At 40.0% G+C, this 24,918-nt stretch carries 18 protein-coding genes and 1 pseudogene; 15 read left to right on the top strand and 4 right to left on the bottom strand.

Annotation, left to right across the window (positions count from 1 at the left end; all coding sequences use genetic code 11):
• The first annotated feature begins 72 nt into the window (after positions 1–72).
• From HMPREF2571_RS06145 to metG, 6 genes are all read left to right on the top strand, one after another.
• The gene (locus HMPREF2571_RS06145) at positions 73–1,137 is read left to right on the top strand and encodes a PhoH family protein (protein ID WP_002886712.1); all 1,065 of its coding nucleotides are present in this window, start codon (positions 73–75) and stop codon (positions 1,135–1,137) included.
• Between the two features lie 124 nt (positions 1,138–1,261).
• Positions 1,262–1,393, top strand: a complete 132-nt coding sequence (locus HMPREF2571_RS10845; protein WP_002886713.1) for a hypothetical protein — start codon at positions 1,262–1,264, stop codon at positions 1,391–1,393.
• Positions 1,394–1,960: a hypothetical protein gene (locus HMPREF2571_RS06140; RefSeq protein WP_080936865.1), complete on the top strand. Its 567-nt coding sequence runs from the start codon at positions 1,394–1,396 to the stop codon at positions 1,958–1,960.
• Between the two features lie 152 nt (positions 1,961–2,112).
• Positions 2,113–3,201: a zinc ribbon domain-containing protein gene (locus HMPREF2571_RS06135; protein WP_045772170.1), complete on the top strand. Its 1,089-nt coding sequence runs from the start codon at positions 2,113–2,115 to the stop codon at positions 3,199–3,201.
• A gap of 130 nt (positions 3,202–3,331) precedes the next feature.
• Positions 3,332–4,210 (top strand): flagellar basal body-associated FliL family protein, encoded by an 879-nt coding sequence (locus HMPREF2571_RS06130; RefSeq protein WP_014633530.1) that lies wholly within the window; start codon positions 3,332–3,334, stop codon positions 4,208–4,210.
• Positions 4,211–4,319: 109 nt separating this feature from the next.
• Positions 4,320–6,311, top strand: a complete 1,992-nt coding sequence (metG, locus tag HMPREF2571_RS06125) for a methionine--tRNA ligase (protein WP_013990140.1) — start codon at positions 4,320–4,322, stop codon at positions 6,309–6,311.
• Between the two features lie 203 nt (positions 6,312–6,514).
• On the opposite strand, the gene HMPREF2571_RS06120 is transcribed toward metG, so the two are convergent.
• The 3 genes from HMPREF2571_RS06120 to HMPREF2571_RS06110 form a co-directional block, all read right to left on the bottom strand.
• Positions 6,515–7,360, bottom strand: coding sequence for an aldo/keto reductase (locus HMPREF2571_RS06120; RefSeq protein ID WP_002886720.1), 846 nt, complete (start codon positions 7,358–7,360; stop codon positions 6,515–6,517).
• Positions 7,361–7,370: 10 nt separating this feature from the next.
• Complete coding sequence (locus tag HMPREF2571_RS06115; protein WP_002885507.1) at positions 7,371–8,267, bottom strand: LysR family transcriptional regulator; 897 nt, start codon at positions 8,265–8,267, stop codon at positions 7,371–7,373.
• 239 nt (positions 8,268–8,506) lie between these two features.
• Positions 8,507–9,247, bottom strand: coding sequence for a CPBP family intramembrane glutamic endopeptidase (locus HMPREF2571_RS06110; RefSeq protein WP_002886723.1), 741 nt, complete (start codon positions 9,245–9,247; stop codon positions 8,507–8,509).
• Positions 9,248–9,654: 407 nt separating this feature from the next.
• Here HMPREF2571_RS06110 and HMPREF2571_RS06105 point away from each other — a divergent pair, with 407 nt between their 5' ends.
• Both HMPREF2571_RS06105 and HMPREF2571_RS06100 read left to right on the top strand, forming a co-directional pair.
• A complete protein-coding gene (locus HMPREF2571_RS06105; RefSeq protein WP_013990142.1) occupies positions 9,655–11,613 on the top strand; it encodes a GbpC/Spa domain-containing protein in 1,959 nt (652 codons plus the stop codon).
• Between the two features lie 110 nt (positions 11,614–11,723).
• Positions 11,724–12,563, top strand: coding sequence for a CHAP domain-containing protein (locus HMPREF2571_RS06100; RefSeq protein ID WP_013990143.1), 840 nt, complete (start codon positions 11,724–11,726; stop codon positions 12,561–12,563).
• Between the two features lie 437 nt (positions 12,564–13,000).
• Here the strand turns inward: HMPREF2571_RS06100 and HMPREF2571_RS10550 are convergent.
• Positions 13,001–13,843, bottom strand: a pseudogene (locus HMPREF2571_RS10550) (IS3 family transposase); the annotation flags it as partial.
• Between the two features lie 1,323 nt (positions 13,844–15,166).
• On the opposite strand from HMPREF2571_RS10550, the gene HMPREF2571_RS06085 reads away from it, so the two are divergent.
• The 7 genes from HMPREF2571_RS06085 to alaS all read left to right on the top strand — a co-directional run bounded on the left by HMPREF2571_RS06085 (position 15,167) and on the right by alaS (position 24,824).
• Complete coding sequence (locus HMPREF2571_RS06085; RefSeq protein ID WP_013990146.1) at positions 15,167–16,126, top strand: competence protein CoiA; 960 nt, start codon at positions 15,167–15,169, stop codon at positions 16,124–16,126.
• 10 nt (positions 16,127–16,136) lie between these two features.
• Positions 16,137–17,942, top strand: a complete 1,806-nt coding sequence (pepF, locus tag HMPREF2571_RS06080; protein WP_013990147.1) for an oligoendopeptidase F — start codon at positions 16,137–16,139, stop codon at positions 17,940–17,942.
• 211 nt (positions 17,943–18,153) lie between these two features.
• A complete protein-coding gene (locus HMPREF2571_RS06075) occupies positions 18,154–19,374 on the top strand; it encodes an L-lactate MFS transporter (protein WP_013990148.1) in 1,221 nt (406 codons plus the stop codon).
• 71 nt (positions 19,375–19,445) lie between these two features.
• Complete coding sequence (locus HMPREF2571_RS06070; protein ID WP_013990149.1) at positions 19,446–20,153, top strand: O-methyltransferase; 708 nt, start codon at positions 19,446–19,448, stop codon at positions 20,151–20,153.
• Between the two features lie 61 nt (positions 20,154–20,214).
• The gene (locus HMPREF2571_RS06065) at positions 20,215–21,357 is read left to right on the top strand and encodes a peptidyl-prolyl cis-trans isomerase (protein WP_002886735.1); all 1,143 of its coding nucleotides are present in this window, start codon (positions 20,215–20,217) and stop codon (positions 21,355–21,357) included.
• Between the two features lie 338 nt (positions 21,358–21,695).
• A complete protein-coding gene (locus HMPREF2571_RS06060; protein ID WP_013990151.1) occupies positions 21,696–22,181 on the top strand; it encodes an LURP-one-related/scramblase family protein in 486 nt (161 codons plus the stop codon).
• Positions 22,182–22,205: 24 nt separating this feature from the next.
• Positions 22,206–24,824 (top strand): alanine--tRNA ligase, encoded by a 2,619-nt coding sequence (gene alaS / locus HMPREF2571_RS06055; RefSeq protein ID WP_070847438.1) that lies wholly within the window; start codon positions 22,206–22,208, stop codon positions 24,822–24,824.
• The last annotated feature ends 94 nt before the right edge of the window (positions 24,825–24,918 follow it).

The following is a 24,918-nucleotide window of genomic DNA, read 5'->3' as shown; positions in this document are numbered from 1 at the left end:
TTACAAAAAGTCACGCTTGGCGTGATTTTTTTGATATAATGGAGAAAAAGACGAAAGAAAGAGGAACTCTATTTGCAAGAGTATTCTGTTGAAATTACCCTAAATCACCCAGATGATGTCTTGTCACTTTTTGGGACCAATGAGCGCCATCTAAAACTTATTGAAGAAAACCTAAATGTTATCATTCATGCTCGAACAGAGCGTGTGCAGATCCTTGGAGATGACGAGGAAAGTGTTGAATTGGCTCGCTTGACCATTCAAGCTCTCCTTGTTTTGGTGGAGCGTGGAATGCTAGTCAACACTTCAGATGTTGTCGCAGCCTTAACCATGGCTCAAGATGGTTCGATTGACAAGTTTGTTGCTTTATATGAAGAAGAGATTATCAAGGACAACAGTGGTAAGCCTATCCGAGTAAAGACTTTAGGACAAAAGGTTTATGTTGATAGCATTAAAAACCATGATGTGGTCTTTGGAATTGGTCCAGCTGGTACAGGGAAGACCTTTTTAGCGGTTACCCTTGCGGTTACAGCCCTTAAACGTGGTCAAGTTAAACGTATTGTTCTGACACGTCCGGCGGTTGAGGCGGGTGAGAGCCTTGGTTTCTTGCCTGGTGATCTCAAGGAAAAGGTGGATCCGTACCTTCGCCCTGTTTATGATGCCCTTTATCAAATTCTCGGTAAGGAGCAGACGACCCGCCTTATGGAACGTGAAATTATTGAGATTGCCCCCCTCGCTTATATGCGTGGTCGTACCCTCGAGGATGCCTTTGTTATCCTTGATGAGGCACAAAATACAACCATCATGCAAATGAAGATGTTCTTGACCCGTCTTGGTTTTAATTCTAAGATGATTGTCAATGGGGACATGAGTCAGATTGACTTGCCACGTCGTGTTAAATCAGGCCTTGTCGATGCTATGGAGAAATTGAAGGGAATTAAGGCTATTGATTTTGTTCACTTCTCTGCTAGCGATGTCGTACGTCACCCAGTTGTAGCTGATATCATTAATGCCTATGAAAAAGATGCACCTAAGCTTGACTTTGAGGAAAAAACAGAGGAAGCAAACAAGGTTGAAGAAGAAGCAGCGTCAGGATTGACCGAATACCCAGTTATTGGTGCTGAGGATCTTAAAAAATAAATAGCTAAAAAGAGGTTTGAGAGTGGTATTCTCAGCCTCTTTTTCCTTTACAGTCATGTCATTAGCTTTTCCCCTAGTTTTGGTAAAATAGTATTGAATAACAGGCCAGTAAGGGGGGAGAGGTATGACTAAAGCAAAAAAATGGAAGATTGCTATCATTGTATTGCTTGGATTTGTTGCGACAGTCTTGATAGCCATAGGAGAGGGAAGATTTTGGAAGTATCAAGAGAACTATATTCCAGACGGTACTTATTAGATGATAAAATACGAGACTAAATCGGCATATTCCAATGAATTGATAAATCGGACTAAGCGGGGAGAGAATAATGATAGCTTATATGAGGATTTTATAGTAGTTGAGAATATGAAATCTCAATTTTATTATGTTTTTTATGGGGATGGGGAACCTTCTGTCTCACCATTTGAGCACGATGAAAAGTTCCCACAGACTTTTGACCCACGTACAGGGACTTTAAAACAGGATTTAACAGTCTCTGAATATAAAGCTCTAGTGATGTCTCATATTGATAAGATTTCTAAAAAGGGAGAGGAGTATTCAAGAGTAAAAGAAGTATCTGTCCAAAGGTGTATAGACGATTATAAAAAAATGTTGAAGCAAAAAAGAACTTATGAAAAGCTCCCTAATGGTCTCGTTCTGACTGTTTATGCTAATGATGGACATATTGAGTCGCGTAGAACTTTTAAACGATTGAGCTCAGAGGAAGCCAAAGAGGTCAAAAGTGGTTATGATTGGGATTATGAGTATGCCTTGAAGCATTATAAATACAGGGAGCATTATGGGGATTATGCCATCTGGCGTTGAACCGCTTACCGAGCAAGTTCCTCTTTACTATCGGGAATCATAACCTAATGTTTTATTAAAAAACCTTACAGTCTTTATGATAATTGTCAAATACTATTTCACCATTTATTTTGGTACAATAGAACGGTAGACCAATAAAAAAGGAGATTATTATGAACCAGCAAGAGTGGATTGAGTACTTTGAATTAGTCAACGGTCGCAAACCAACTCCCGCAGAGTTAGCTCAAGCTCAGGCAGCAGGCGAGTTTATCCTTGAACGACCTAATGTCTTTGGCTCAAATGGACAGGTGACGGAGCAAAGACCGATTAAGCCAGCTGAACCTGTGATAACGATGACGCAGCAGCCTCAGTTTGCCCAAACAACAGCAACCTTCCAACAAGTCGTACCTGCTAAAAAAGGTATGTCTAAGAAAACTAAGATTATTTTGGCATCAGTCTTTGGTTCCTTAGCAGCGATTTTACTTATTGTTGGGGGCTACTCACTATGGCGCTACCAATCAGGTAAGATTGCGGATGGAACATATGAGGTAGTAAGTTTTTCTTATTACAATGAAGATAAGAATAGAATGGTCGACGGCATTAAAGAATACAAGGATGAAGACACAAAATTGTTAGATTTTTTAGTTGTAAAGAAAAATCAATCTAATCATTACAATTATTTAGAAAGCGATGGGAAATCTTCAATTAGTCTAATTCAAAATGAGAAATCGATTCCTCAGAAATTTGATCCTTGGAACAGAACTCAAAGTCAAGTACTTAGTGCAGATGATGTTAAAGATATTGTCACTGATTATATGAAAAAAATGTCTAAAGAGTATTCTTTCTACTCAAAAGATGATGTTAAGAAAACTGTAAAAACAGCAGTTAGTGAATATAAAGATACTCTTAAAGAAACACGCACTTACGTAAAACATGGCGATGAATTTACGCTTAATATTTATGATAAAAAGGGTAAGTTAAAAATGACTACTACCTATAAGCTAATGAGCCGGGAAGATGGTGAAGAACGTAAGGATGATTATGATGATGCCGTTAAGGATTACAAGAAAGACCTAAAAGAGATTAGTGACAAGTATGACGAATATAGTGACTACGGTTATGGTTATGGCTACGATTACGGCTATGGTTATGGTAATGGTAATGACTATGGTGACACCTATGGCGGATATAATGACGGTAAGAATAGTGGATCAAAATCAGATTCAAGTGATAGTAGTAAAAAATCTAGTGATAAAATTTAATCAGCCAATGATGTAAATGAGTAAAGTGGTACAAGAAGAAGAGCTAAAACTCCATTCTGGTATCGCTTTTCTTTATATGAAAATAGTCAAATAGCTTTGGAGTCTTTTTTCTGGTAGAATGGAAATATCAATGAAAAAGGGGACTTTTATGAACGAAAAAGAGTGGTTAGATTATTTCGAAACGATCAATAATCGTAAGCCGACAGAGGAAGAAATCCAACAAGCAAAAGCTAATGGGGAATTTATTTTCCAAGAGTCTAGGGACGAGGATGTTAATCCACAGCAAGCTCAGTTGAGTGACCAAGTAACACAACCCGTTTCACAAGTTGCTCCTGCTAAGACAGGCTTGTCTAAGAAAGCTAAAATTATTATTGCTTCTGTACTGGGGGCGATTGTCCTAGTGGCGCTTTCATTTGGTGGCTATGCGTTTATGCACCTGCAAGGTGGTAAAATACCTGAAGGAACCTATCTGCTTGAAACTTATCGCTTTTACCATAAAGATAAGAAGAAAATGGTTGATGGTATGGAATCTTTCAAGAAAAGTGGTCTAGAGGCTCATGATTTTGTTAAAGTCAAAGGTAATAATGTTAAATTTTATTTTTATACCTTAGCTGGCGGGAACAATCTGGTTGACTTTACAGACTATGATACTGACGAATCATACCGTCCAGATGCTTGGTCTGGAACGCTTAAACCAACCATGTCACTATCTGAATACACTAAAGTCATTGACCAAGCGGTAGATAATCAATACAAAATAAGTGAATACCGAACTAAGGCTGATAACGATGAAAGTAAAAAGATTTACGTTAAATCCTACAAAGAGTCTCTTGAAGAAACCGTTCGATACAAGGTTAAGGGTGATAAATTGATCGTCACAACTTATAATAAGAAAGGCAAACTTACAGAAGAAAGAAGCTTTAAACGTCTTTCAAAGGATGACGTGAAAAAATTAGACTATGACTATGAACGTGATGTCAGAGCTGATAAAAAGCGCTTCCAAAACTAGTAATGTTTAAAACCAGCTTAGCTGGTTTTTTTAGTGTCCAAAACGTGCTATAATAAGATGTTATATCATCAGTGTTAGCCCATTTGTTAACACATGAAAGGAAATTAAAATGACAAAAACATTCTACATCACAACACCTATCTACTACCCATCTGGTAAATTGCATATTGGTTCTGCCTATACAACCATTGCTTGTGACGTCTTGGCACGTTACAAACGTATGATGAACTATGATGTCTTCTACCTTACTGGGCTTGATGAGCACGGTCAAAAGATTCAACAAAAGGCTGAAGAAGCAGGAATCACTCCACAAGAGTATGTGGACGGCATGGCTGTTGGTGTTAAGGACCTCTGGCAACTTTTGGATATCTCATACGATAAATTCATCCGTACGACTGATGATTACCATGAAAAAGTAGTGGCACAAGTTTTTGAGCGCTTACTTGCTCAAGATGATATTTACTTGGGTGAATACTCTGGTTGGTACTCAGTCTCAGATGAGGAATTCTTTACAGAAAGTCAGCTGTCGGAAGTTTTCCGTGATGAAGATGGAAATGTAACGGGAGGTATTGCTCCATCAGGACACCAAGTAGAATGGGTATCTGAAGAATCTTACTTCCTTCGTCTCAGTAAATACCAAGACCGCTTGGTAGAATTTTTCAAATCGCATCCTGATTTCATCACTCCGGATGGTCGCCTTAATGAAATGCTTAAAAACTTCATCGAGCCAGGTTTGGAAGACTTAGCCGTGTCACGCACAACCTTCACTTGGGGGGTTAAAGTCCCATCCAATCCTAAACACGTGGTCTACGTCTGGATGGATGCTCTTCTCAACTATGTGACTGCTCTTGGTTATGGTCAGGATGAGCATGCTAACTTTGACAAGTTCTGGAACGGAACTGTCTTCCACATGGTCGGAAAAGACATCCTTCGCTTCCACTCCATCTACTGGCCAATCCTCCTCATGATGTTGGACATTAAATTGCCAGAACGTTTGATTGCCCACGGTTGGTTCGTCATGAAAGATGGTAAGATGTCTAAGTCTAAAGGAAACGTGATTTATCCAGAAATGTTGGTAGAGCGTTTTGGTCTTGATCCACTCCGTTACTACCTCATGCGTAGTCTTCCAGTCGGTTCAGATGGCACCTTCACTCCAGAAGACTATGTGGCTCGTATTAACTACGAATTGGCTAACGACCTTGGAAACCTCCTCAACCGTACAGTTGCCATGATTAACAAGTATTTCGGTGGTCAAGTGCCTGCCTATGTTGAGAACGTTACAGACTTTGATGCTGATTTGGCTAAGGTTGTGGCTGAAAATATCGAAGAGTTCCACAAACAAATGAACGCTGTAGATTTCCCACGTGCCTTGGACGCCGTTTGGAATATCATTTCACGTACCAATAAGTATATTGATGAAACAGCTCCATGGGTCCTTGCAAAAGAAGATGGTGACAAGGAACAATTGGCAGCTGTTATGGCTCACTTGGCTGCTAGTCTTCGTGTGGTTGCCCACCTCATTCAACCATTCATGATGACCACTTCAAATGCCATTATGGAACAGCTCGGATTGTCAGGAGCGTTTGACCTTGAAAATCTTGAACTTTCAGGATTCCCAGAAAATGTGACAGTCATTTCAAAAGGAACTCCAATCTTCCCACGTCTGGATATGGACGAGGAAATTGCCTACATCCAATCTCAAATGAACGCAGGCAAACCTCAAGAGAAGGAATGGAACCCAGAAGAGGTTGAACTTAAGTCTGAAAAAGACCAAATCAAATTTGATGACTTTGACAAGGTTGAAATCCGTGTCGCTGAAGTTAAAGAAGTAGAAAAAGTCGAAGGTTCAGACAAATTGCTTCGCTTCCGTCTTGACGCTGGTGACGGTGAAGATCGTCAAATCCTCTCAGGTATTGCTAAATTCTATCCAAACGAACAAGAATTGGTCGGCAAGAAACTTCAAGTCGTGGCTAATCTCAAACCACGTAAGATGATGAAGAAATATGTCAGCCAAGGTATGATTCTTTCCGCAGAACATGACGGCAAACTCACTGTCTTGACAGTAGATTCATCGGTTCCAAACGGAAGTGTGATTGGGTAAAATATCATAAAAAATAGTTTATCAATTTTTTGAATTGGGAAACTGTTTTTTACTAATCTTCGGTTGTGAGTAAAGCGCTTGAAACACATCTTTGTTGAGTGCTTGGAAGTTTTGCTTCCTTAAAACCGGAAATCATCTACTCTTAAGGGAAGTCTTAAGAGGACCTAGTGTATAAGAAAACGAGTTCAGTCGAACTCGTTTTTTTATACACTATATTTCAATAAATGCTTAATGCGTTCCACACTTTCATCAGGACCATAGGCATCAGGGTATCGGTCTAGTTTACTGATAGCGTCAAGGTCTGCTTGGTCTAGGTGGAAGTCGAAGCTATTAAAGTTTTCTTTCATCCGTTCGATATGGGTACTTTTAGGAATGGTCAAAATCCCTTGTTGGGTTTGCCATCTGAGGATGACCTGGGCAACTGTCTTGCCATGTTTTTCAGCAATAGCAGTCAGAGTTGGGTCCTGAAAAATACCATCCTCTCCTCTATGAAAAGGAGCCCAGGCTTGCGTTAGGGTGCCGAATTCCTTATCAGCTTTCTGAATCAGTTTGTGTTGTTTATAGGGATGCAACTCGATTTGATTGACTGCTGGAATGACCGGTGTCTGCAAGGCAAAATCCGTCAAACGCCCTGTTGAGAAGTTAGAAACACCAATGGCTCTAATAAGTTCTTCATGCTTAAGCTCAATCATAGCACGCCAGGCACCATGTAAGTCGCCAAAAGGTTGATGAATCAAATATAAATCAAGATAGTCAGTATCTAGTTTGCGAAGTGTTTCTTTTAGGGCTAATTTGGTATCTTCGTAGCCAAGCTGGCTAATCCAGGCTTTACTAGTCAGGAAAATATCCTCGCGAGGGATACCAGATGCCTTAATAGCACGTCCCACGGCTTCCTCATTTCGATAAAGACTAGCAGTATCAATCAATCGAAAGCCTACAGAAAGAGCATCTTCAACGGCTTTTTGACATTCTTTTTGATCGAAAATTTGCCAGACACCAAAACCAAGCACAGGTATTTTGATGCCATTATTAAGTGTTTGAAATTCCATTTTCTTCTCCTTAGTGGTGGGGTAGTAAGCTATCCTGAATTTCCTCGATAAATGCTTGAATAATTGCGGATTGTTTCTGTTTATTATTGGTCACAAAACCCAAGGTGTGCTTTGGACTGTTCTTCAGTGGAAGTAAAACAATTTGGTCCTTAATGAAACTATTAACAATACCGAGGCCAGAAGCGTAACTATCTGAGGCACAGAGTAAATTCATGACACTGCCTCGGTCATTACTGTAAATCACTTGTTGGTCAGGCAGAACCTCGAGAGGATCTTCGTCAAAATGGATTCCAGAGCTTTCTTGACGAAAGCGGACCTGTGGGTATCCCTCTAAATCTTTGAGGTTGAGGGATTTTTTGTGAGCTAGGGGATGTTGGCGACCTAAGAAAATCTTAGTTTCAAACTCTCCGAGTGGGGTGAAAGTCAGATCCATGTGTTGGAAACTGCGTTCTAGGATATGGTCGTTGTCTTCATCTAGATAAATAATCCCCAGGTCACTTTCGAAGCTTTCAACGCTTTTGAGAATCTTCCTAGTCGTTGTTTCAATCAGTTGAAATTCTTGATAATCACTACGAAAACGTTGGGCAATGTGAGCCATAGGAAGTGATAAGAAATCGTAGTGGTGACTGGCAACAGTGAATGATTTCTTGAATGATTTACGGTAGCGTCCCTCTAGGAGATCTAACTCTCCAAGAATACGTTTGGCGTATTTGAGAAAATCATGACCGTCATCAGTTAGTTTGGCTCCTGTATTGGAACGCTCAAAGAGTTGGACGCCAAGTTCTTCCTCTAAGTCACGGATGGATGCTGAGAGATTAGGCTGAGTCAAAAAGAGTTTTTTAGCAGCCTTACTAAAAGACCCTGTTTCAGCGATAGTCTGAACATAGCGACATTGTTGAAAATTCATAAGCATCCCCTTTGAAAAAATATGATTGTAGGTCATATTATAACAAAATGAGAAGTCTAAAATCAGCAAAATTCTGATAGGAATAGATGAAGACCTGATATGAAATTTCTATGATTAAATCGTTTTAGGAGTAATTATGGAAATTGAGATAAGTTGTAAGAAAGCAGTTCTGATAAATGAAAAACTGCATCCACAGGTTAGACACTGAAAATCTAACTTGTGGGATGCAGGTTGAAATATTAATCATTAAGATATCTAATGGCTTTCAATTTTTTAGGACGAATGAGGAAGAGTCCTAGGGCAATTAAAGGTAGCCAGAAAATGAAATTCCAGATACTTGTAGCTGGTGCAGCCTGTGTTGATTGCGAGAGAAGAACACTGGCAAAATCAACCAAACAGTGCAGAATAATAGTCCACCAGAGGCTACCAGTACGTAGGTAAATAGCAGCAAAGAATATTCCTATAGCTGTCGCATAATAAACTTGGAACAGGGTAGCATTCAAGGGTTGATGAGTGAGATTCCCGAGATGGGCCAAACCAAAAGATAAGGCAGACAAGAGAACGACTCCTAAAACCTGTTTTGAAGATCTAATACCATCTTGGAAGGCGAGTTTAAGGAAAAGTCCACGAAAAAAATATTCCTCAAAAAAACCGGCTCCTAAGGCAATAACCAAGGCAGTTCCTATCATATGAGGTGCTTTACTGATCCCCAAAGCAACCGCAGAAACATAGAAGAAATCTGCCAAAAGAAGAAACCAACAAACCCCTAAGGTTTCAGACCAACGTATCTTTTTAGTCGATTTGATCTTTAATCCAAGGCGTCTCTGTACGAGGAAATAGTATAGACACATAAGGCCAAGCGTTTTAATGAGATAACCAATATTCTCAGGCAGAGGCCTAAGAATCAAACGCAGTACAAGGTTCGCTAAAATAATACTAATCCCAAGAAGGATCAGCAATCTCATTTCTTTTTTTGTCATTGAAAAGTCCCCCAACTTTCTTAACATTTTTTCAAGCATACGACGAAAAACATTTAAAGTCAAGGTCTTGAAGGTGTTTTTTTATGTGTTTTTAGTTATGAAGAGGCCAGTTCTTGATGACCTGTTTCTAATAGGAAGCCTATTCTATCGTTGAAACGGTTTATTATGAGAAATAAATGAACAGCTATAAGAAAGTATTAAGTAAAAACTCTTTAAAAGCCTTACGAATTACACTAAATTGTAAAGAAATGATTAAAATATAACAAAAGTGTGTCAAATTTTAAAAACGTGTAGCAAATATATAATATTTTTTTCAGAAAACTATTGCTAAATTTAAAAAATCACGGTAGTATATTAGGCGGTGAAGAATTAGGTTAAAAATGTTAACCAAGAAGGAGAAAGTGTAAATGAAAGTCAATCCATTTAAAACAACATTGTATTCAAGCGTATTGCTTGCAGGACTCGCGGCTACAAGTGTAGCAGCTGCAGATGAAGCTAAAGATGTAACAGCAACTACTGATGCTGATGCAACCGTATCAAATACGGCTGCAGAATCAAGTGCTAATCTTGTTAAGACAACAGGTGATGCAGCAGTTGTTACTACAGTACCTGGAACAGAAGAAAAAACTACTACTGAAACAGATACTACTGTAAAAACAACAACTAAAGCTATTGCTGAAGTTTCAAATCCTGACTTCGATAACGCTGTTAAAGCTGCAACAATGACTGCAGCAGCATCAAAAGATTCTGCTGATGTTAAAGCTGTCCAAGATCAAGCAGCTAGAGATGCTCAAGAAGCTTCAAATACAGTTGTTTCTGAAAATAAATTGACTCGTGAAGAAGCTGATGCAGCTCTTACATCTGCTAAAGCAAATGTTGTTGCAACAGGGGGATTCACAGCTACAGAAGAAGCAGGTATTAAACACACTAGCGTTGAAGCTGCTAACAATGACAACAAAGTTCAAACAACAGCTTTGACAACTGCGGTTTCAGAATATAAACAAAAACTTGCAGATTACAAGACACAATTGGATAAATACTACCAAGACGTTCTTGCTTATGCTGCTTGGGAAAAATCATACAAAGAGTACACTGGTGGAACAACAGCTCGTCTTTTGACAAAAGGCTTGGCTGAAAATGCTACTGGCTTGATTTATAAAACAGAATCTGATGCTACTATGACTGTTGAAAACTCAGCAGGTTCTGTTGACTACTTGGATAAAACAATCCAATCAGGTCATTCAGTAGATGAAATCCTTGAACAATTCAACACATCTCGTTACATTCCAAGTGACTTCAGTGCAGCTAACGGTACACAATACACTATCAATGCTGACGGTGAATACACTGAAGATGTATGGTTGAAGATGGCTACGGGTCAAACATTGACTGTAACATACAACAACCTAAACGGAACATCATTCAATGGTACTCCAGTTAAGAAAATTGTTGCAACTTACACTTTGGTAGAAACACCAAGTACAGATGGTTCAGCCATTGTTAAGTTGTACCACGATCCAACTAAGACACTTTTCATTGGTTCACAAACTGACGACACTAATAAAAAACTTCACGTTAAGATGAACTTGAACTTCTTTGATTCTGAGTCATCTGTGACACCACTTGATTTGTCTAAGAACGGTTCAGTTTTGAGTATCTCTTCACTTAACCACTGGAACACTGAGCTTGGAAACCACATTGAAAAAGTTGGTTTGAATGGTAATGAATACGTTCAAATTCCTGGTTCATCTATCACTTTGCATGAGGATGGTTATGCTTATGCAACAAACGATAACGAATTTGTGGCTAACGGTTCACGCTTTAACAGTGATCCAACAGTGGATCCAACAACTGGTGAAGTCACAGATGAAGGTTGGGATGCGATTAACTCAGACGGAACGCCTCGTACGAAGAATGCCTACTATGGTGCTGCTGCAACAATCTTCAAGGGTGAACCAATGGACTTTATCGCAGGTGGAAATAACCTTAATGTTCCAATCGCTTATTGGTTTGCGACAGATTCATCTGTAATTGTTCCTGAATTGCCAGAAGAACCAAACAAACCAGTTCTTCCAAATACTGTTTCAGCAAAAGTTACTTACCACAAAAACTTTGTATCTGTTGAAGAAACAACTGAGAAACCAAAACCTCAAGTACCAACAACTCCAGCAGAACCAACTCCAGGTAAACCTGTAACATCAACATCAGTACCTGTAATACCAACATCAGTACCTGTAAAAGAAGAAGCTCCAACTCTTCCAGCTACTGGTGAAAAATCAACAGCAGCTTCTGTAGCAGCAGGTGCAGCTATGGTGACATCAGCTTTGGCTTTGTTCGGTATCTCAACTTACAAACGTAAACACTAAGATAATACCTCAAAAGCTAGGAAATTTTCCTGGCTTTTTTGTGCACTTATATTGTATATTCAAGGCCTCCATTTTCCAGAAAAACTGCGAATAGATAGGTGGAGGTAAAAATGAAGAAAAAATTACTAAATTGTCTCTTACCGCTAGCTTGTCTAGCGACTGTTTCGGTTTCGTGTGGCAGCTCTGCTCAGGCGGCTGTTCTCGGGGATGACTACCCTTCCTCTTGGAAATATGGTGGTTTCGGCGTGGACCCTTGGACCATGTATTGGCGTCAGTGTACGTCCTTTGCAGCCTATCGCCTCAGTAACACCAATGGTTTCACTCTGCCTGTAGGTTATGGAAATGCCATCACTTGGGGCAGTATTGCACGTGCCAACGGTCACCGTGTTGACATGAACCCTGCCGTAGGGAGTATCGCCTGGTTCTCAGCTGGTGTCAATGGAGCAGGTCACATGGGACATGTCGCTTGGGTTGCGGAAGTTCGTGGTGATCAGGTGACCATTGAGGAGTACAACTACGATGCAGGTCAAGGGCCTGAGAAATATCACAAACGTAGTTTCCACAAGAGTCAAGTGTCTGGTTATATCCATTTTAAAGACCTCGAACCAGGGGCTCAAAATGGAAATCCTACTAACTCTTCTTTCAAAGTTGGTGATACGGTTCGCTTCACAGGAACTTTCCGTGTAACATCTATAGTAGGAAATAACATCACTAGTCAAGATTTAGCTGGAGGCACACCAACCAAACACAATATCGTTGATCCTGGACCTGTTCTTGAAGTTGATGGACAAGGCAATCCAACTTCAGACCAGTACCTCAATCCTGGTGAGACCTTTACTATTCCAGGTAACTTCAAAGTGCTAGCCATTGACCCACCGAGTGATGGGGTCCTTGTCCAAATCGGAAGTCGCAAAACTTGGGTAATCCAGTCTGTCCTTGAAAAGGTTTAAATCTATTGAACAATCGTGAGAATGGTTGCTATTTTGAGGGTATTAAATCATAATGTACTGACCCCAAAAGGTTAGACAATTAATTTAAGCAAAGGATTTAGTTCTGTATTGCACAGGACTAAGTCCTTTTCTACCATTTGTCAAGTATATCAAGGTATTTGCCGAAAAATAGTTTGACTTCCATAGTCAAACTAAGGAAATTGTCTTTTTTGAACTAAAGTTTAGTGTAAAAAGTGTACACTAAACCAACATCTTATCTGATGATTTTTTTGATAAGGCGTTACAACAATATGGCATAAACAATTTTACCGATTTTGGATAGAAGTATAATCATAAAGTTTGTTATGCGTTATGAGGTAATACATTGTTCTAATGAGACGATGTATAGAGGCAATCGTGTGTGGTTTGGTTGAAGTCACTTGCGATTGTCTTTTTCGTTTTAGTTTTGCCTTAATGCGCTTATTATTATAGTAATCAATGTAGTCTGCAATAGCTTGTTCCAATTGGTTAAGCGACTTAAATGTCTTCTCGTAACCATGAAACATCTCAGACTTAAGAATGCCAAAGAAGGGCTCCATCATGCCGTTGTCTGGACTATTGCCCTTACGTGACATGGATGGCTGAATCTCTTTATCCTCTAAAAAATGATGATAGAAATCATGTCGATATTGCACCCCTGGTCACTATGGAGAATAGTGTTCTCGTAATTGCCCTCTGTGAAGGCTTGTTCCAACATCATTTTTACTTGTGCTAAGTTCAGCGAAGTAGAAAGATTGTAGGCTATAATTTCGCTGTTAAAACCATCTAAAACTGGTGATAAATAGAGTTTTGGCTGCTTGCCGGAATGGCAAACCCTGTTACATCTGTGTAGCACTTTTCCATTAGTTTTGATGCTTCAAACTGGCGTTGAATGAGATTCTCTGCTTTCATACCAACCTCTCCTTGGTATGAATAATACTTACGTTTACGACGAATTCGAGCACTTAAACCAAGAGCCTTCATCAGACGCTGAATCCTCTTATGATTGACCCAAAAACCACGATTCGGAGTTCTCTCATTTTTTTTAGAACCGCATTTTCTGCTTGAAGACGTTCTAATTCCGTCATTTCTTCTAGCTTTTTCTTGTATTGTGCGAGCCAGTTAGGAAGCATCCCTTGATTTGGGAGAGAATATTCGAGAGAAACTCTATCTTGAGAACAGTATTCATGTAGGATTTTATCAATCATTTCTTCCTTTCTAAGTTCATAGATAAGGACTTTATCCTCATAAGTCAATTTCATAATAAAAACACCCTAGAAGTTAGATTTTTTCTGTCTAACTTTTGGGGTGTAGGTCATTTCACGGTTGGTTTTGACTAGTTAAGTAAAATCAAGTTAGTCGAAAATAATAAAAATAAAATTTTCTGATAGCTAACATATTCTATTGACCTTGACTAAAAAACAAAGGATGTTTTCTAATTTTTCAACAGTAACACAAATGCCTATATTATAGTGTTTTTGAACTGTTTTAACTATCTAAAAAGAGTGTTTAAAAATATTTTCAAAAAATATGAAATAAATTAATTGACAAAAAATTATAATAAAGTATAATAGATTGTGTTAGGAAGAGTTTGTTTTTTGGAAGGGTGACTCCCTGATTAAGAAAGACTAGCTTAGAATCTGGAATTCTAAGTTATCAAATTCCAATGTTTCATTGTGATGATTTAAAAAGAGAAGATTTAAACAGCAAAAAAATTAGATTAATCGATTTAAAACATCAGCATCATCGTAGCGGGAGCTAGCGGTATTTTTAATCCGTGTAGAGCTAACGACAGATTCAAAAACAGCAGAATCGGTAGAGACTAATCTTCAAAAGCGAAGAGGGAGAGAAAATAAAGCAGTAACTGCTAATATACCTATCAGAAGGTGGACTAAACCTAATGACTGATAGGTGGTATGTTTTGAGAGTGGCGTTTTTAGCAATACTCTTCTAGGAAATAGTATCTTGTAAGCAGTATGACGTTCTGTGTAAAGAAGCTAGAGGGAAAGCTTCTCAGATTGACTGACTATCAATCACAAGATACTCTTGACTAGAAACCATTTTGAGCCAACACAATTTTGAGTTTGTTGGTACTGAACTGCACCTAGGAAATTGGTGGTTCAATGTTAGTAAATAGAGACTTTAACTTGTAAAAGTCTAAAAATTGTTTTATCTCATTATCAACTCAAGGATTAAGTTTTTAGTGGGATTGAGGAATAAAAGGGTGAAAAGCATATTGGGATGATGCTTCAGTGACGGAATTTGATCAGATGTTTGTGAGAGCATCTGTCTATGCTACATTGACTATTTTTAATGGTTATGTTGGATAGAAACTGTTTTCAAGATCCTGATACCAAGGAAAGTTGGGGGATTTTCCTTTAGGTATCGAGATTGTTGAAAAGAGATCGAATGGACTGAGTGGCACTTGTATCCTAGGTTAAGCAATACACCTATAAACCTAAGTTTCCATACAGCAGGGAGCAAGTTTCAGTTTGAATGGGGGATGCATCTAGAGTAATCTAGATGTTTTTTTATTTTGTGAATTCTTTTACGAATAAGTAAGAGAGTGCACGAAGGAGAGAGTCATGTTAATTGCAAAAAATCAGGAGGGAAACCTCGTTTCAGCTCTAGAAACCTGTTTGAAACGTAAGGAATCCTATAGCTGTCCTGGATGCCAGGGAGTTGTCCTATTGAGGCATGGCCAGGTAATGTGCCCACATTTTGCTCATAAATCTTTGCAAGATTGTCAGTTCTTCTCGGAGAATGAATCGGCTCAACATTTATCGCTTAAGGCAGCCTTATATAAATCTTTGGTTAATCATGGTGAAAAAGTAAGTATTGAAAAGGTTTTGTCCGAGTTGGGGCAAATTGCAGATTTATTTGTTGGCGATTCCCTGGCTCTAGAAGTTCAGTGTTCTCGTTTATCCCAGCAACGTTTGAGAGAGAGGACATGTGCCTATCACCAAGCAGGTTACGAAGTGCGTTGGCTTTTGGGTGAGGAACTCTGGTTGAATGGACGTTTAACAGACCTACAGCGGGACTTTCTCTATTTTACGGCTAAGATAGGATTTCACCTATGGGAGCTTGATTGGAAGCGAGAGGAAATTAGACTTAAGTATCTCATCTATGAGGATATTTTTGGGAAAGTCTATTATTTAACTAAGGCCTGGCCACTAACCGAAAATCTCATGACAGTTTTACGTTTTCCTTATCAAGCAGAGCAGGTTGAGACTTATAAAGTAACTCAGCGAAAGAAGGTCTCACATGTGATTCAACGAGAATTAATGGGGAAAAATCCAAGGTGGATGAGAAGGCAGGAAGAAGCCTATCTTAAGGGAATGAATTTGTTATGCCTGTCTGATCAGGATTTTTTTCCACAAGTGAGATTTCCAGAATCTAAGCAGGGTTTTGTACAAATTAGACAGTCACTTGAAGGTTTTGAAAAGCTTTTTAAGCAATATTATCGAAAAAGGCATTTTTCTTATCGACAAACTCTCTACCCTCCCACCTTTTATGCTAAAATAGTAAAGAATAGACACAATTAAGGAGAATATTATGTCAGACAATCGTACTCATTTAGAAGAGAAATACACATGGGATTTGACGACCATTTTTGCGACAGATGCAGATTGGGAGACTGAATATGAAAGCACTGTTCAGGATTTGAAGAAGGCTAGTGCTTATGCAGGTCATCTTTTGGATTCTGCTAAGAACTTGCTTGAGGCAACAGAACTTTATATGAGCCTTATGCGTCGCTTGGAGAAAATCTATGTGTATGCGTCAATGAAAAATGACCAAGACACAACAGTAGGGCTTTACCAAGAGTACCAAGCTAAGGCCTCAAACCTTTACTCACAGTTGAGTGAAGCCTTTGCTTACTTTGAGCCTGAATTTATGACCTTGGATGATAAGAAATTAGCTGAGTTTAAAGAACAAGAGCCAGGTCTTGGACTTTATGACCACTATTTCGAACGCCTTTTGGCAAACAAGGACCACGTTCTTTCCCAAGAAGCTGAAGAGCTCTTGGCAGCAGCCGGTGATATTTTCAACGGTCCAACGGACACCTTCAATGTCTTGGATAATGCTGATATCCTCTTCCCATGGGTATCAGATGGTCAAGGGGATGTGGTTGAGTTGACACATGGTAACTTTATCACTCTCATGGAATCTAAGGACCGTGACATTCGTAAGGGAGCTTATGAAGCGATGTATGGGACTTATGAGCAGTTCCAACATACTTATGCACAAACACTCCAAGGCGTTGTCAAGGTTCACAATTACCAAGCCAAAGTTCGTCACTATAATTCAGCACGTCATGCAGCACTTGCGGCTAACTTTATTCCAGAGAGTGTTTATGACTCACTCTTGGAATCAGTGAACAAGCATTTGCCACTTTTACACCGTTACCTAGATTTGCGTAAGAAGGTCTTGGGACTTGATGAGCTTAAGATGTATGACGTCTATACACCACTTTCTGAGACTGAAACTGCTCTTACTTATGAAGAATCTCTCAAGAAAGCAGAAGAAGTCTTGGCAATCTTTGGTGAAGAGTATAGTAAAGGGGTTCATGCAGCCTTTACGGAACGTTGGATTGACGTTCACCCTAACAAAGGAAAACGTTCAGGTGCATACTCAGGTGGTGCCTACGATACCAATGCTTTCATGCTTTTGAACTGGCAAGACACTTTGGATAATCTCTTTACCTTGGTTCACGAGACTGGTCACAGTTTGCATTCAACTTTCACACGTCAGACTCAACCATATGTTTACGGAGATTACTCAATCTTCTTGGCAGAAATTGCGTCTACAACCAATGAAAATATCTTGACAGAAACGCTTCTTAAAGAAGTTAAAGATGACAAGACACGCTTTGCTATCCTTAACCACTATTTGGATGGCTTCAAGGGAACTGTCTTCCGTCAAACCCAATTTGCTGAGTTTGAACATGCTATCCATGAAGCGGATGCATCCGGTCAGATTTTGACAGCGGACTTCATGAATAAGCTTTACGCAGACCTCAATGAGAAATACTATAACCTCAAAGCTGAGGATAACTACGAAATTCAGTTTGAGTGGGAACGTATTCCGCATTTCTACATGAATTACTATGTCTACCAATACGCTACAGGATTTGCTGCGGCAAGCTACTTGGCTGAAAAAATTGTTCACGGTACTGAAGAAGATAAAGAAGCTTACCTTACTTACCTTAAGGCAGGAAGCTCAGACTATCCTTTGGAAGTCATCAAGAAAGCTGGTGTTGATATGACCAATACCGACTACTTAGATGCTGCCTTCAAAGTTTTTGAAGACCGTCTTGTTGAATTGGAAGCCTTGGTTGAAAAAGGTGTGCACCTTTCTTAAAAAGAAGTCACACTATGAGAGAATCATTCTGAATCAGGATGATTCTTTTTTTGTCTAAAAACGAACATTTACTAGAATGGAAGTTTTAATTGATATGGAAATACGTTGGTGAGCATATTTATAGCCCATGGTTTATATTCATGATAGACTAAAAACCTAACGTTTTATATTTTATAAGTGAACAATGTTCAGAAATAGAAAGTAGGTTTTTGTGAAAACAACCAATCGTTATCTTGTAGCAACGTGTGGTGTCTTACTCCATCTCATGTTGGGGTCTACCTATGCTTGGAGTATCTATCGTAATCCTATTATGGCCCAGACTGGCTGGGATCAATCTTCAGTTTCTTTTGCCTTTTCATTGGCCATCTTTTGTCTAGGGCTTTCTGCAGCTTTCATGGGACGTTTGGTTGAAAAATTTGGTCCTAGAGTGACTGGAAGTATGTCGGATGTTCTCTATGCTGGGGGAAATATTCTGACAGGAGTTGCCATTGCTCAGGGAGAGCTGTGGATGCTTTATCTTGGTTATGGTATTCTTGGTGGTCTAGGACTGGGTGTGGGTTATATTACGCCTGTTTCAACTATTATTAAGTGGTTTCCTGATAAGCGTGGCCTTGCGACTGGCCTTGCCATTATGGGCTTTGGCTTTGCCTCGCTGCTAACCAGTCCTATTGCTCAATATCTGATTCAGGCACGTGGTGTTGAGCAGACCTTTTATATTTTGGGAGTCGTTTATTTTGTTGTTATGCTATTTGTCTCACAATTCATTAAACGACCAAGTGTAGAGGAAGCACAACTGTTGGCTGACAAGAGTCCAAACCGTCAGGCTGCTGATTTGAGCAAGGGAGTTACGGCTAATGAGGCCCTGAAATCGTCAACTTTCTACTGGTTGTGGCTTATTTTGTTTATCAATATTTCATGTGGCTTAGCCCTTGTCTCTGCTATTTCTCCAATGGCTCAAGATATGGTTGGGATGTCAGCGGAATCAGCGGCAGTTGTTGTAGGTGTTATGGGAATCTTTAATGGTTTTGGTCGCCTTCTGTGGGCAGGTTTGTCGGATTATATTGGGCGTCCGAAGACCTTTATCCTCCTCTTTGTGGTTAATATTGTTATGGCCGCCCTCCTAATTGTCCTGCAAGTTCCACTTGTCTTTGTGGTTGCGATGGCTGTTCTGATGACTTGCTACGGGGCAGGATTCTCCTTGATTCCTCCCTACCTTAGCGATATCTTTGGGGCAAAGGAGTTGGCTACCCTTCATGGTTATATTTTGACTGCCTGGGCGATGGCAGCCTTAGTGGGGCCAATGCTCTTATCCGTAACCTACGAATTGGCAAAATCATACCAGATGACCTTGCTTGTTTTTATCGCTCTTTACGTGGTGGCTTTGGTCGTTTCCTACCTCTTGAAAAAGAGGGGGTTACGTCAAGTAGCTTAATGATGACGATTTGATTTATAGATAAGAAAAATCTCTGGCACTCGCTAGGGATTTTTTATATAATAAAACACATGGTTAAATCATATAGTAAAAATGCAAATCACAACATGCGACGTCCTGTAGTCAACAAGGATATTGTGGACTACATGCGAACGCATCTTCAGGAAAATAAAGGGCATTTGGCTGAACTGGAGGCCTTTGCTCGTAAGGAAAATATTCCAATTATCCAGCACGAAGTTGTTGCTTATTTCCGATTTTTATTGCAGACCTTGCAGCCTAAGAAAATCCTTGAGGTAGGAACAGCTATTGGTTTTTCAGCCCTTCTTATGGCTGAGTATGCACCTGATGCTCAGATTACAACGGTTGATCGTAATGAAGAAATGATTGGCTTTGCCAAGGAAAATCTAGCCAAGTATGACAGTCGCAAACAAATTACCTTGGTTGAAGGAGATGCAGCAGAAGTTTTGCAAGATTTGGACACTGATTATGATTTTGTCTTTATGGACTCAGCCAAGTCTAAATATATCGTCTTTCTGCCTGAAATCCTAAAACATCTCAAGGTAGGAGGTGTCATCGTCTTTGATGATATCTTCCAAGGGGGCGATATTGCCAAAGATATCATGGAGGTTCGTCGTGGTCAGCGTACGATTTACCGTGGCTTGCATCGTCTTTTTGATGCGACCTTAGATAACCCTGGATTGACTGCTAGTTTGGTTCCTATGAGTGACGGACTTCTTATGCTTCGGAAAAATTCTGAAAATATTATCTTGCCAGATTAAGCATTATTTAAGTAAGTGTGGTATAATAGCAGAGATATTGACAATTTAAGGAGTAGATAGAATGGCTAAAGAAAATGAAAACCTTGAGTCAACAGAAGAAACTGTTGAAGAGGTTGTAGCAGACAAAGACGCAGAACAAGAGCATCTTGATCGCCAAAAAGAAGAAGAGGAAAGCATCGCCCTCGCCAGTGAAAAAGCGAAAGAAAAAGCTAAGCGTGCTAAAACTAAAAAGACACGTGATGCTGGTAAACCAAGCTCAGGTGGTCGCTTCCTTGGAGGTCTTGCCCTTGTAGCTGTTTCAGCTCTCGTTGGTGCAGGTGCTATGTATGTTTCTCTAGGTAACAAAACAACTGAAGAAACAACTTTGGTATCTATGAAAGGTGATACTGTTACTGTTGGTGATGTTTTTGATTCACTTAAAGGTAGCAGCCAAACACAACAAAGTGTTTTGAGTGCAACTTTGCAAAAGGCTCTTGAAAAAGAATATGGTAGCAAGGTCAGCAAAGAAGACGTTGACAAAGCTTATAAGCAAGCTTCAGAACAATACGGAGATCAATTCTCACAAGTACTTGCAGCCTATGGTCAAACAGAAGAGTCATACCGTACTCAAATCCGTACACAAAAATTGGTTGAGTACGCTGTTAACCAAGCCGCTCAAAAAGATTTGACGGAAGCAAATTACAAGGCTGCCTATGATAACTACACACCAAATACAGAGGTGCAAGTGGTTTCAACTACTGATAAAGCAGTGGCAGATAAGGTGGACTCTGAAGCTAAGGCAGAAGGAGCAGATTTCTCACAAGTAGCTAAAGATAACAGCTTGGAAGTGACTTCTAAGACGGTTAACTCAGCTTCTCAAGACTTCCCAGCAGATGTTTTGACAGCAGCCTTCAAACAAGATGCTAATGCCGTCTCTGACGTAGTGACTGTTTCAAACAGCTCAACTGGTGCTGCGACTTACTACATCGTCAAAACTGTTTCAAAATCTGAGAAAAATGCAGATTGGAAAAACTATAAGGATGATTTGACTAAGGTTATCATCAATGGTAAGAAATCTGATACTAACTTCACTAACTCAGTGATTGCTAAGGTCCTTAAGAAATATAATGTTAAAGTTGTAGACAAGGCCTTTAGCGCAATTCTTGACCAGTATGTGACTGGTTCTGGGGCTTCATCAAGTTCATCATCAAGCTCTAGCAAATAAATCACAAGATAGAGTTGATAATGCTATTATCAGCTTGACCTAAGACCTAAAACACGTTAAAATGGAGAGTGGCTGAAAGTTCTAATATCATGACATTTTTAGCCTTCCCTTTGAGATTGGTAATCATCGCTTCTGATACAGAAAAATGGCGGTCGCTGCGAGCCATGGACGAATCTGGTTACTTGCTACTCAAAGTTCACAATTAAAGACAAATAAGAATGACAAGTTCATTGAATGAAGGTGGTACCGCGGTTCACGTCGCCCTTCGTTTAGTGGACTTGTCTTTTATTCTTTGGGTATTTTCTGAATGAAATGTGTGGCAATATTGGAGGTGGCGTATGAAAACCTATTTTGTCAAACAGAAGTTTCGATTGGGTGGCGAACGCTTTGATATCAAGGATGATCAAGGTAGAGTTGCCTATCAGGTTGAAGGGTCCTTCTTTAAGATTCCAAAGACCTTTACGATTTTTGGTGAGGATGGTCGTGAGATTAGTCATATCACCAAGGAGCCGCTTAGTCTCTTGCCTAAGTTTACAGTAGACTTGCGGGATGGTTCGAGTTTTTACATTCGAAAAAAATTAACCTTTCTTCGTGATAAGTATGATGTCGATAATCTTGGTTTGCGAATAGAGGGTAATATTTGGGACTTGGATTTTCAACTACTTAATAGTCAAAATCAGGTAGTTGCTAGGATTCAAAAGGAGCTCTTCCATCTGACATCGACCTATACTGTTACTGTTTATGAAAATACTTACGCCGATTTAGCCATTTCCCTGTGTGTTGCTATTGACTATGTGGAAATGCTCGAGAATAGCTCAAAATAAAAAACAATTAATTAAGGAGAAACAATGAAACAACTTACTTCAGCACAAATTCGTCAAATGTGGCTTGATTTCTGGAAATCAAAAGGTCACGCTGTTGAACCATCAGCTAACTTGGTTCCAGTTAACGATCCAACCCTTCTTTGGATTAACTCAGGGGTTGCCACTTTGAAAAAATACTTTGATGGCTCTGTGATTCCTGAAAATCCACGTATCACTAACTCACAAAAGGCTATCCGTACCAACGATATCGAAAATGTTGGTAAGACAGCTCGTCACCACACAATGTTTGAAATGCTTGGTAACTTCTCAGTTGGTGACTACTTCCGTGATGAAGCCATCGAATGGGGTTATGAGCTTTTGACAAGCCCAGAGTGGTTTGATTTTCCAAAAGACAAACTTTACATGACTTACTATCCAGATGATAAAGATTCATACAACCGTTGGATTGCTTGCGGTGTTGAACCTAGTCATTTGATTCCAATTGAAGATAACTTCTGGGAAATCGGTGCTGGCCCTTCAGGACCAGACACTGAGATTTTCTTTGACCGTGGCGAAGACTTTGACCCTGACAATATTGGTATCCGTTTGCTTGAAGAAGATATTGAAAACGACCGTTACATTGAAATTTGGAACATCGTTTTGTCACAATTCAACGCAGATCCAGCTGTTCCACGTTCAGAATATAAGGAACTTCCTAATAAAAACATTGATACGGGCGCGGGTCTTGAACGTCTTGTAGCCGTAATGCAAGGGGCTAAAACAAACTTTGAAACAGACCTCTTCATGCCTATCATTCGTGAAATCGAAAAAATGTCTGGTAAAACTTATGATCCAGATGGTGACACAATGAGCTTCAAGGTCATCGCTGACCACATCCGTTCATTGGCATTTGCCATTGGTGATGGTGCCCTTCCAGGTAATGAAGGTCGTGGTTATGTCCTTCGTCGTCTTCTCCGTCGTGCCGTAATGCACGGCCGTCGTCTCGGCATTTCTGATGCTTTCTTGTACAAACTTGTTCCAACTGTTGGTCAAATCATGGAAAGCTATTACCCAGAAGTTCTTGAGAAGAAAGACTTTATCGAAAAAATCGTTAAACGTGAAGAAGAAACCTTTGCACGTACTATCGATGCAGGTTCAAGCATGCTTGACGAGCTTCTTGCTAACCTTAAGAAATCTGGTAAAGATATGCTTGAAGGTAAAGACATCTTCAAACTTTATGATACTTACGGATTCCCAGTGGAATTGACAGAAGAGTTGGCTGAAGATGAAGGCTTCAAGATTGACCATGAAGGTTTTAAAGCAGCCATGAAAGAACAACAAGAACGTGCGCGTGCTAGCGTAGTTAAAGGTGGTTCTATGGGTATGCAAAATGAAACCCTCGCAAACATCACTGAACCATCTGAGTTCTTGTATGAAGCAGAGACTGCAGAAAGCCGTTTGAGCGTAATCGTTGCTGACGATGCTCGTCATGATAGTGTAAATTCTGGTCAAGCACTCCTTGTCTTTGAACAAACACCATTCTACGCTGAAATGGGCGGACAAGTAGCAGACCACGGTACGATCTCAGATGCAGCTGGTACAGTCGTTGCGCGTGTTGTTGACGTTCAACGTGCACCAAATGGACAAGCGCTTCACACTGTTGAGGTTGAAGGTGAACTTGTTGTAGGTGCTAACTACAAACTTGAAATTGACCACACACGTCGTCACCGTGTTATGAAAAACCACACAGCGACTCACCTCTTGCATGCTGCCCTTCATAATATTGTTGGTGATCATGCTGTCCAAGCGGGTTCTCTTAATGAACAAGAATTCTTGCGTTTCGACTTCACTCACTTTGAGGCTGTAACTCCAGAAGAATTGCGTGCTATTGAAGAACAAGTCAACGAAGAAATCTGGAAAGCCACTCCAGTAACAACTATTGAAACAGACATTGACACTGCTAAATCAATGGGAGCTATGGCCCTCTTTGGTGAAAAATATGGTAAGAATGTTCGTGTCGTTTCAATCGGTGATTACTCTGTTGAGCTTTGTGGTGGTACACACGTTGCCAACACTGCTGAAATCGGTATGTTCAAGATTGTCAAAGAAGAAGGTATCGGTTCAGGAACACGTCGTATCTTGGCAGTGACATCACGTGAAGCTTACCTTGCTTACCGTGAAGAAGAAGATGCCCTCAAAGCAATCGCAGCAACACTTAAGGCACCACAATTGAAAGAAGTACCTAACAAGGTTGCTAGCCTTCAAGAGCAGTTGCATGCCCTTCAAAAAGAAAATGCTGCTCTTAAAGAAAAAGCAGCAGCAGCAGCAGCTGGTGATGTCTTCAAAGACGTTAAAGAAGCTAATGGTGTTCGTTACATCGCTAGCCAAGTGGAAGTATCTGACGCAGGTGCCCTTCGTACATTTGCTGACCAATGGAAACAAGCAGACTACTCTGACGTCCTTGTCCTTGCAGCTCACATTGGCGAAAAAGTTAATGTCCTTGTAGCAAGCAAGTCTAAGGATGTTCACGCAGGTAATGTCATCAAGGTTCTTGCACCAATCGTATCAGGTCGTGGTGGTGGTAAACCAGATATGGCCATGGCCGGTGGTAGCGATGCCAATGGTATCCAAGATCTTCTTTCAGCAGTAGCAGAACAGCTTTAAGATGTGATACAATAAAAGAAACTTGAAAAGGTAGGATGAAAATCCTATCTTTTTTTCTTGTCTCACGAAAACCACTAGCTGTGCTAGTGGTTCC

It is taken from the genome of Streptococcus sp. HMSC068F04, assembly GCF_001837455.1.
Lineage (GTDB): Bacteria > Bacillota > Bacilli > Lactobacillales > Streptococcaceae > Streptococcus > Streptococcus salivarius_D.
This window is presented reverse-complemented; position numbering and strand designations above follow the sequence as displayed.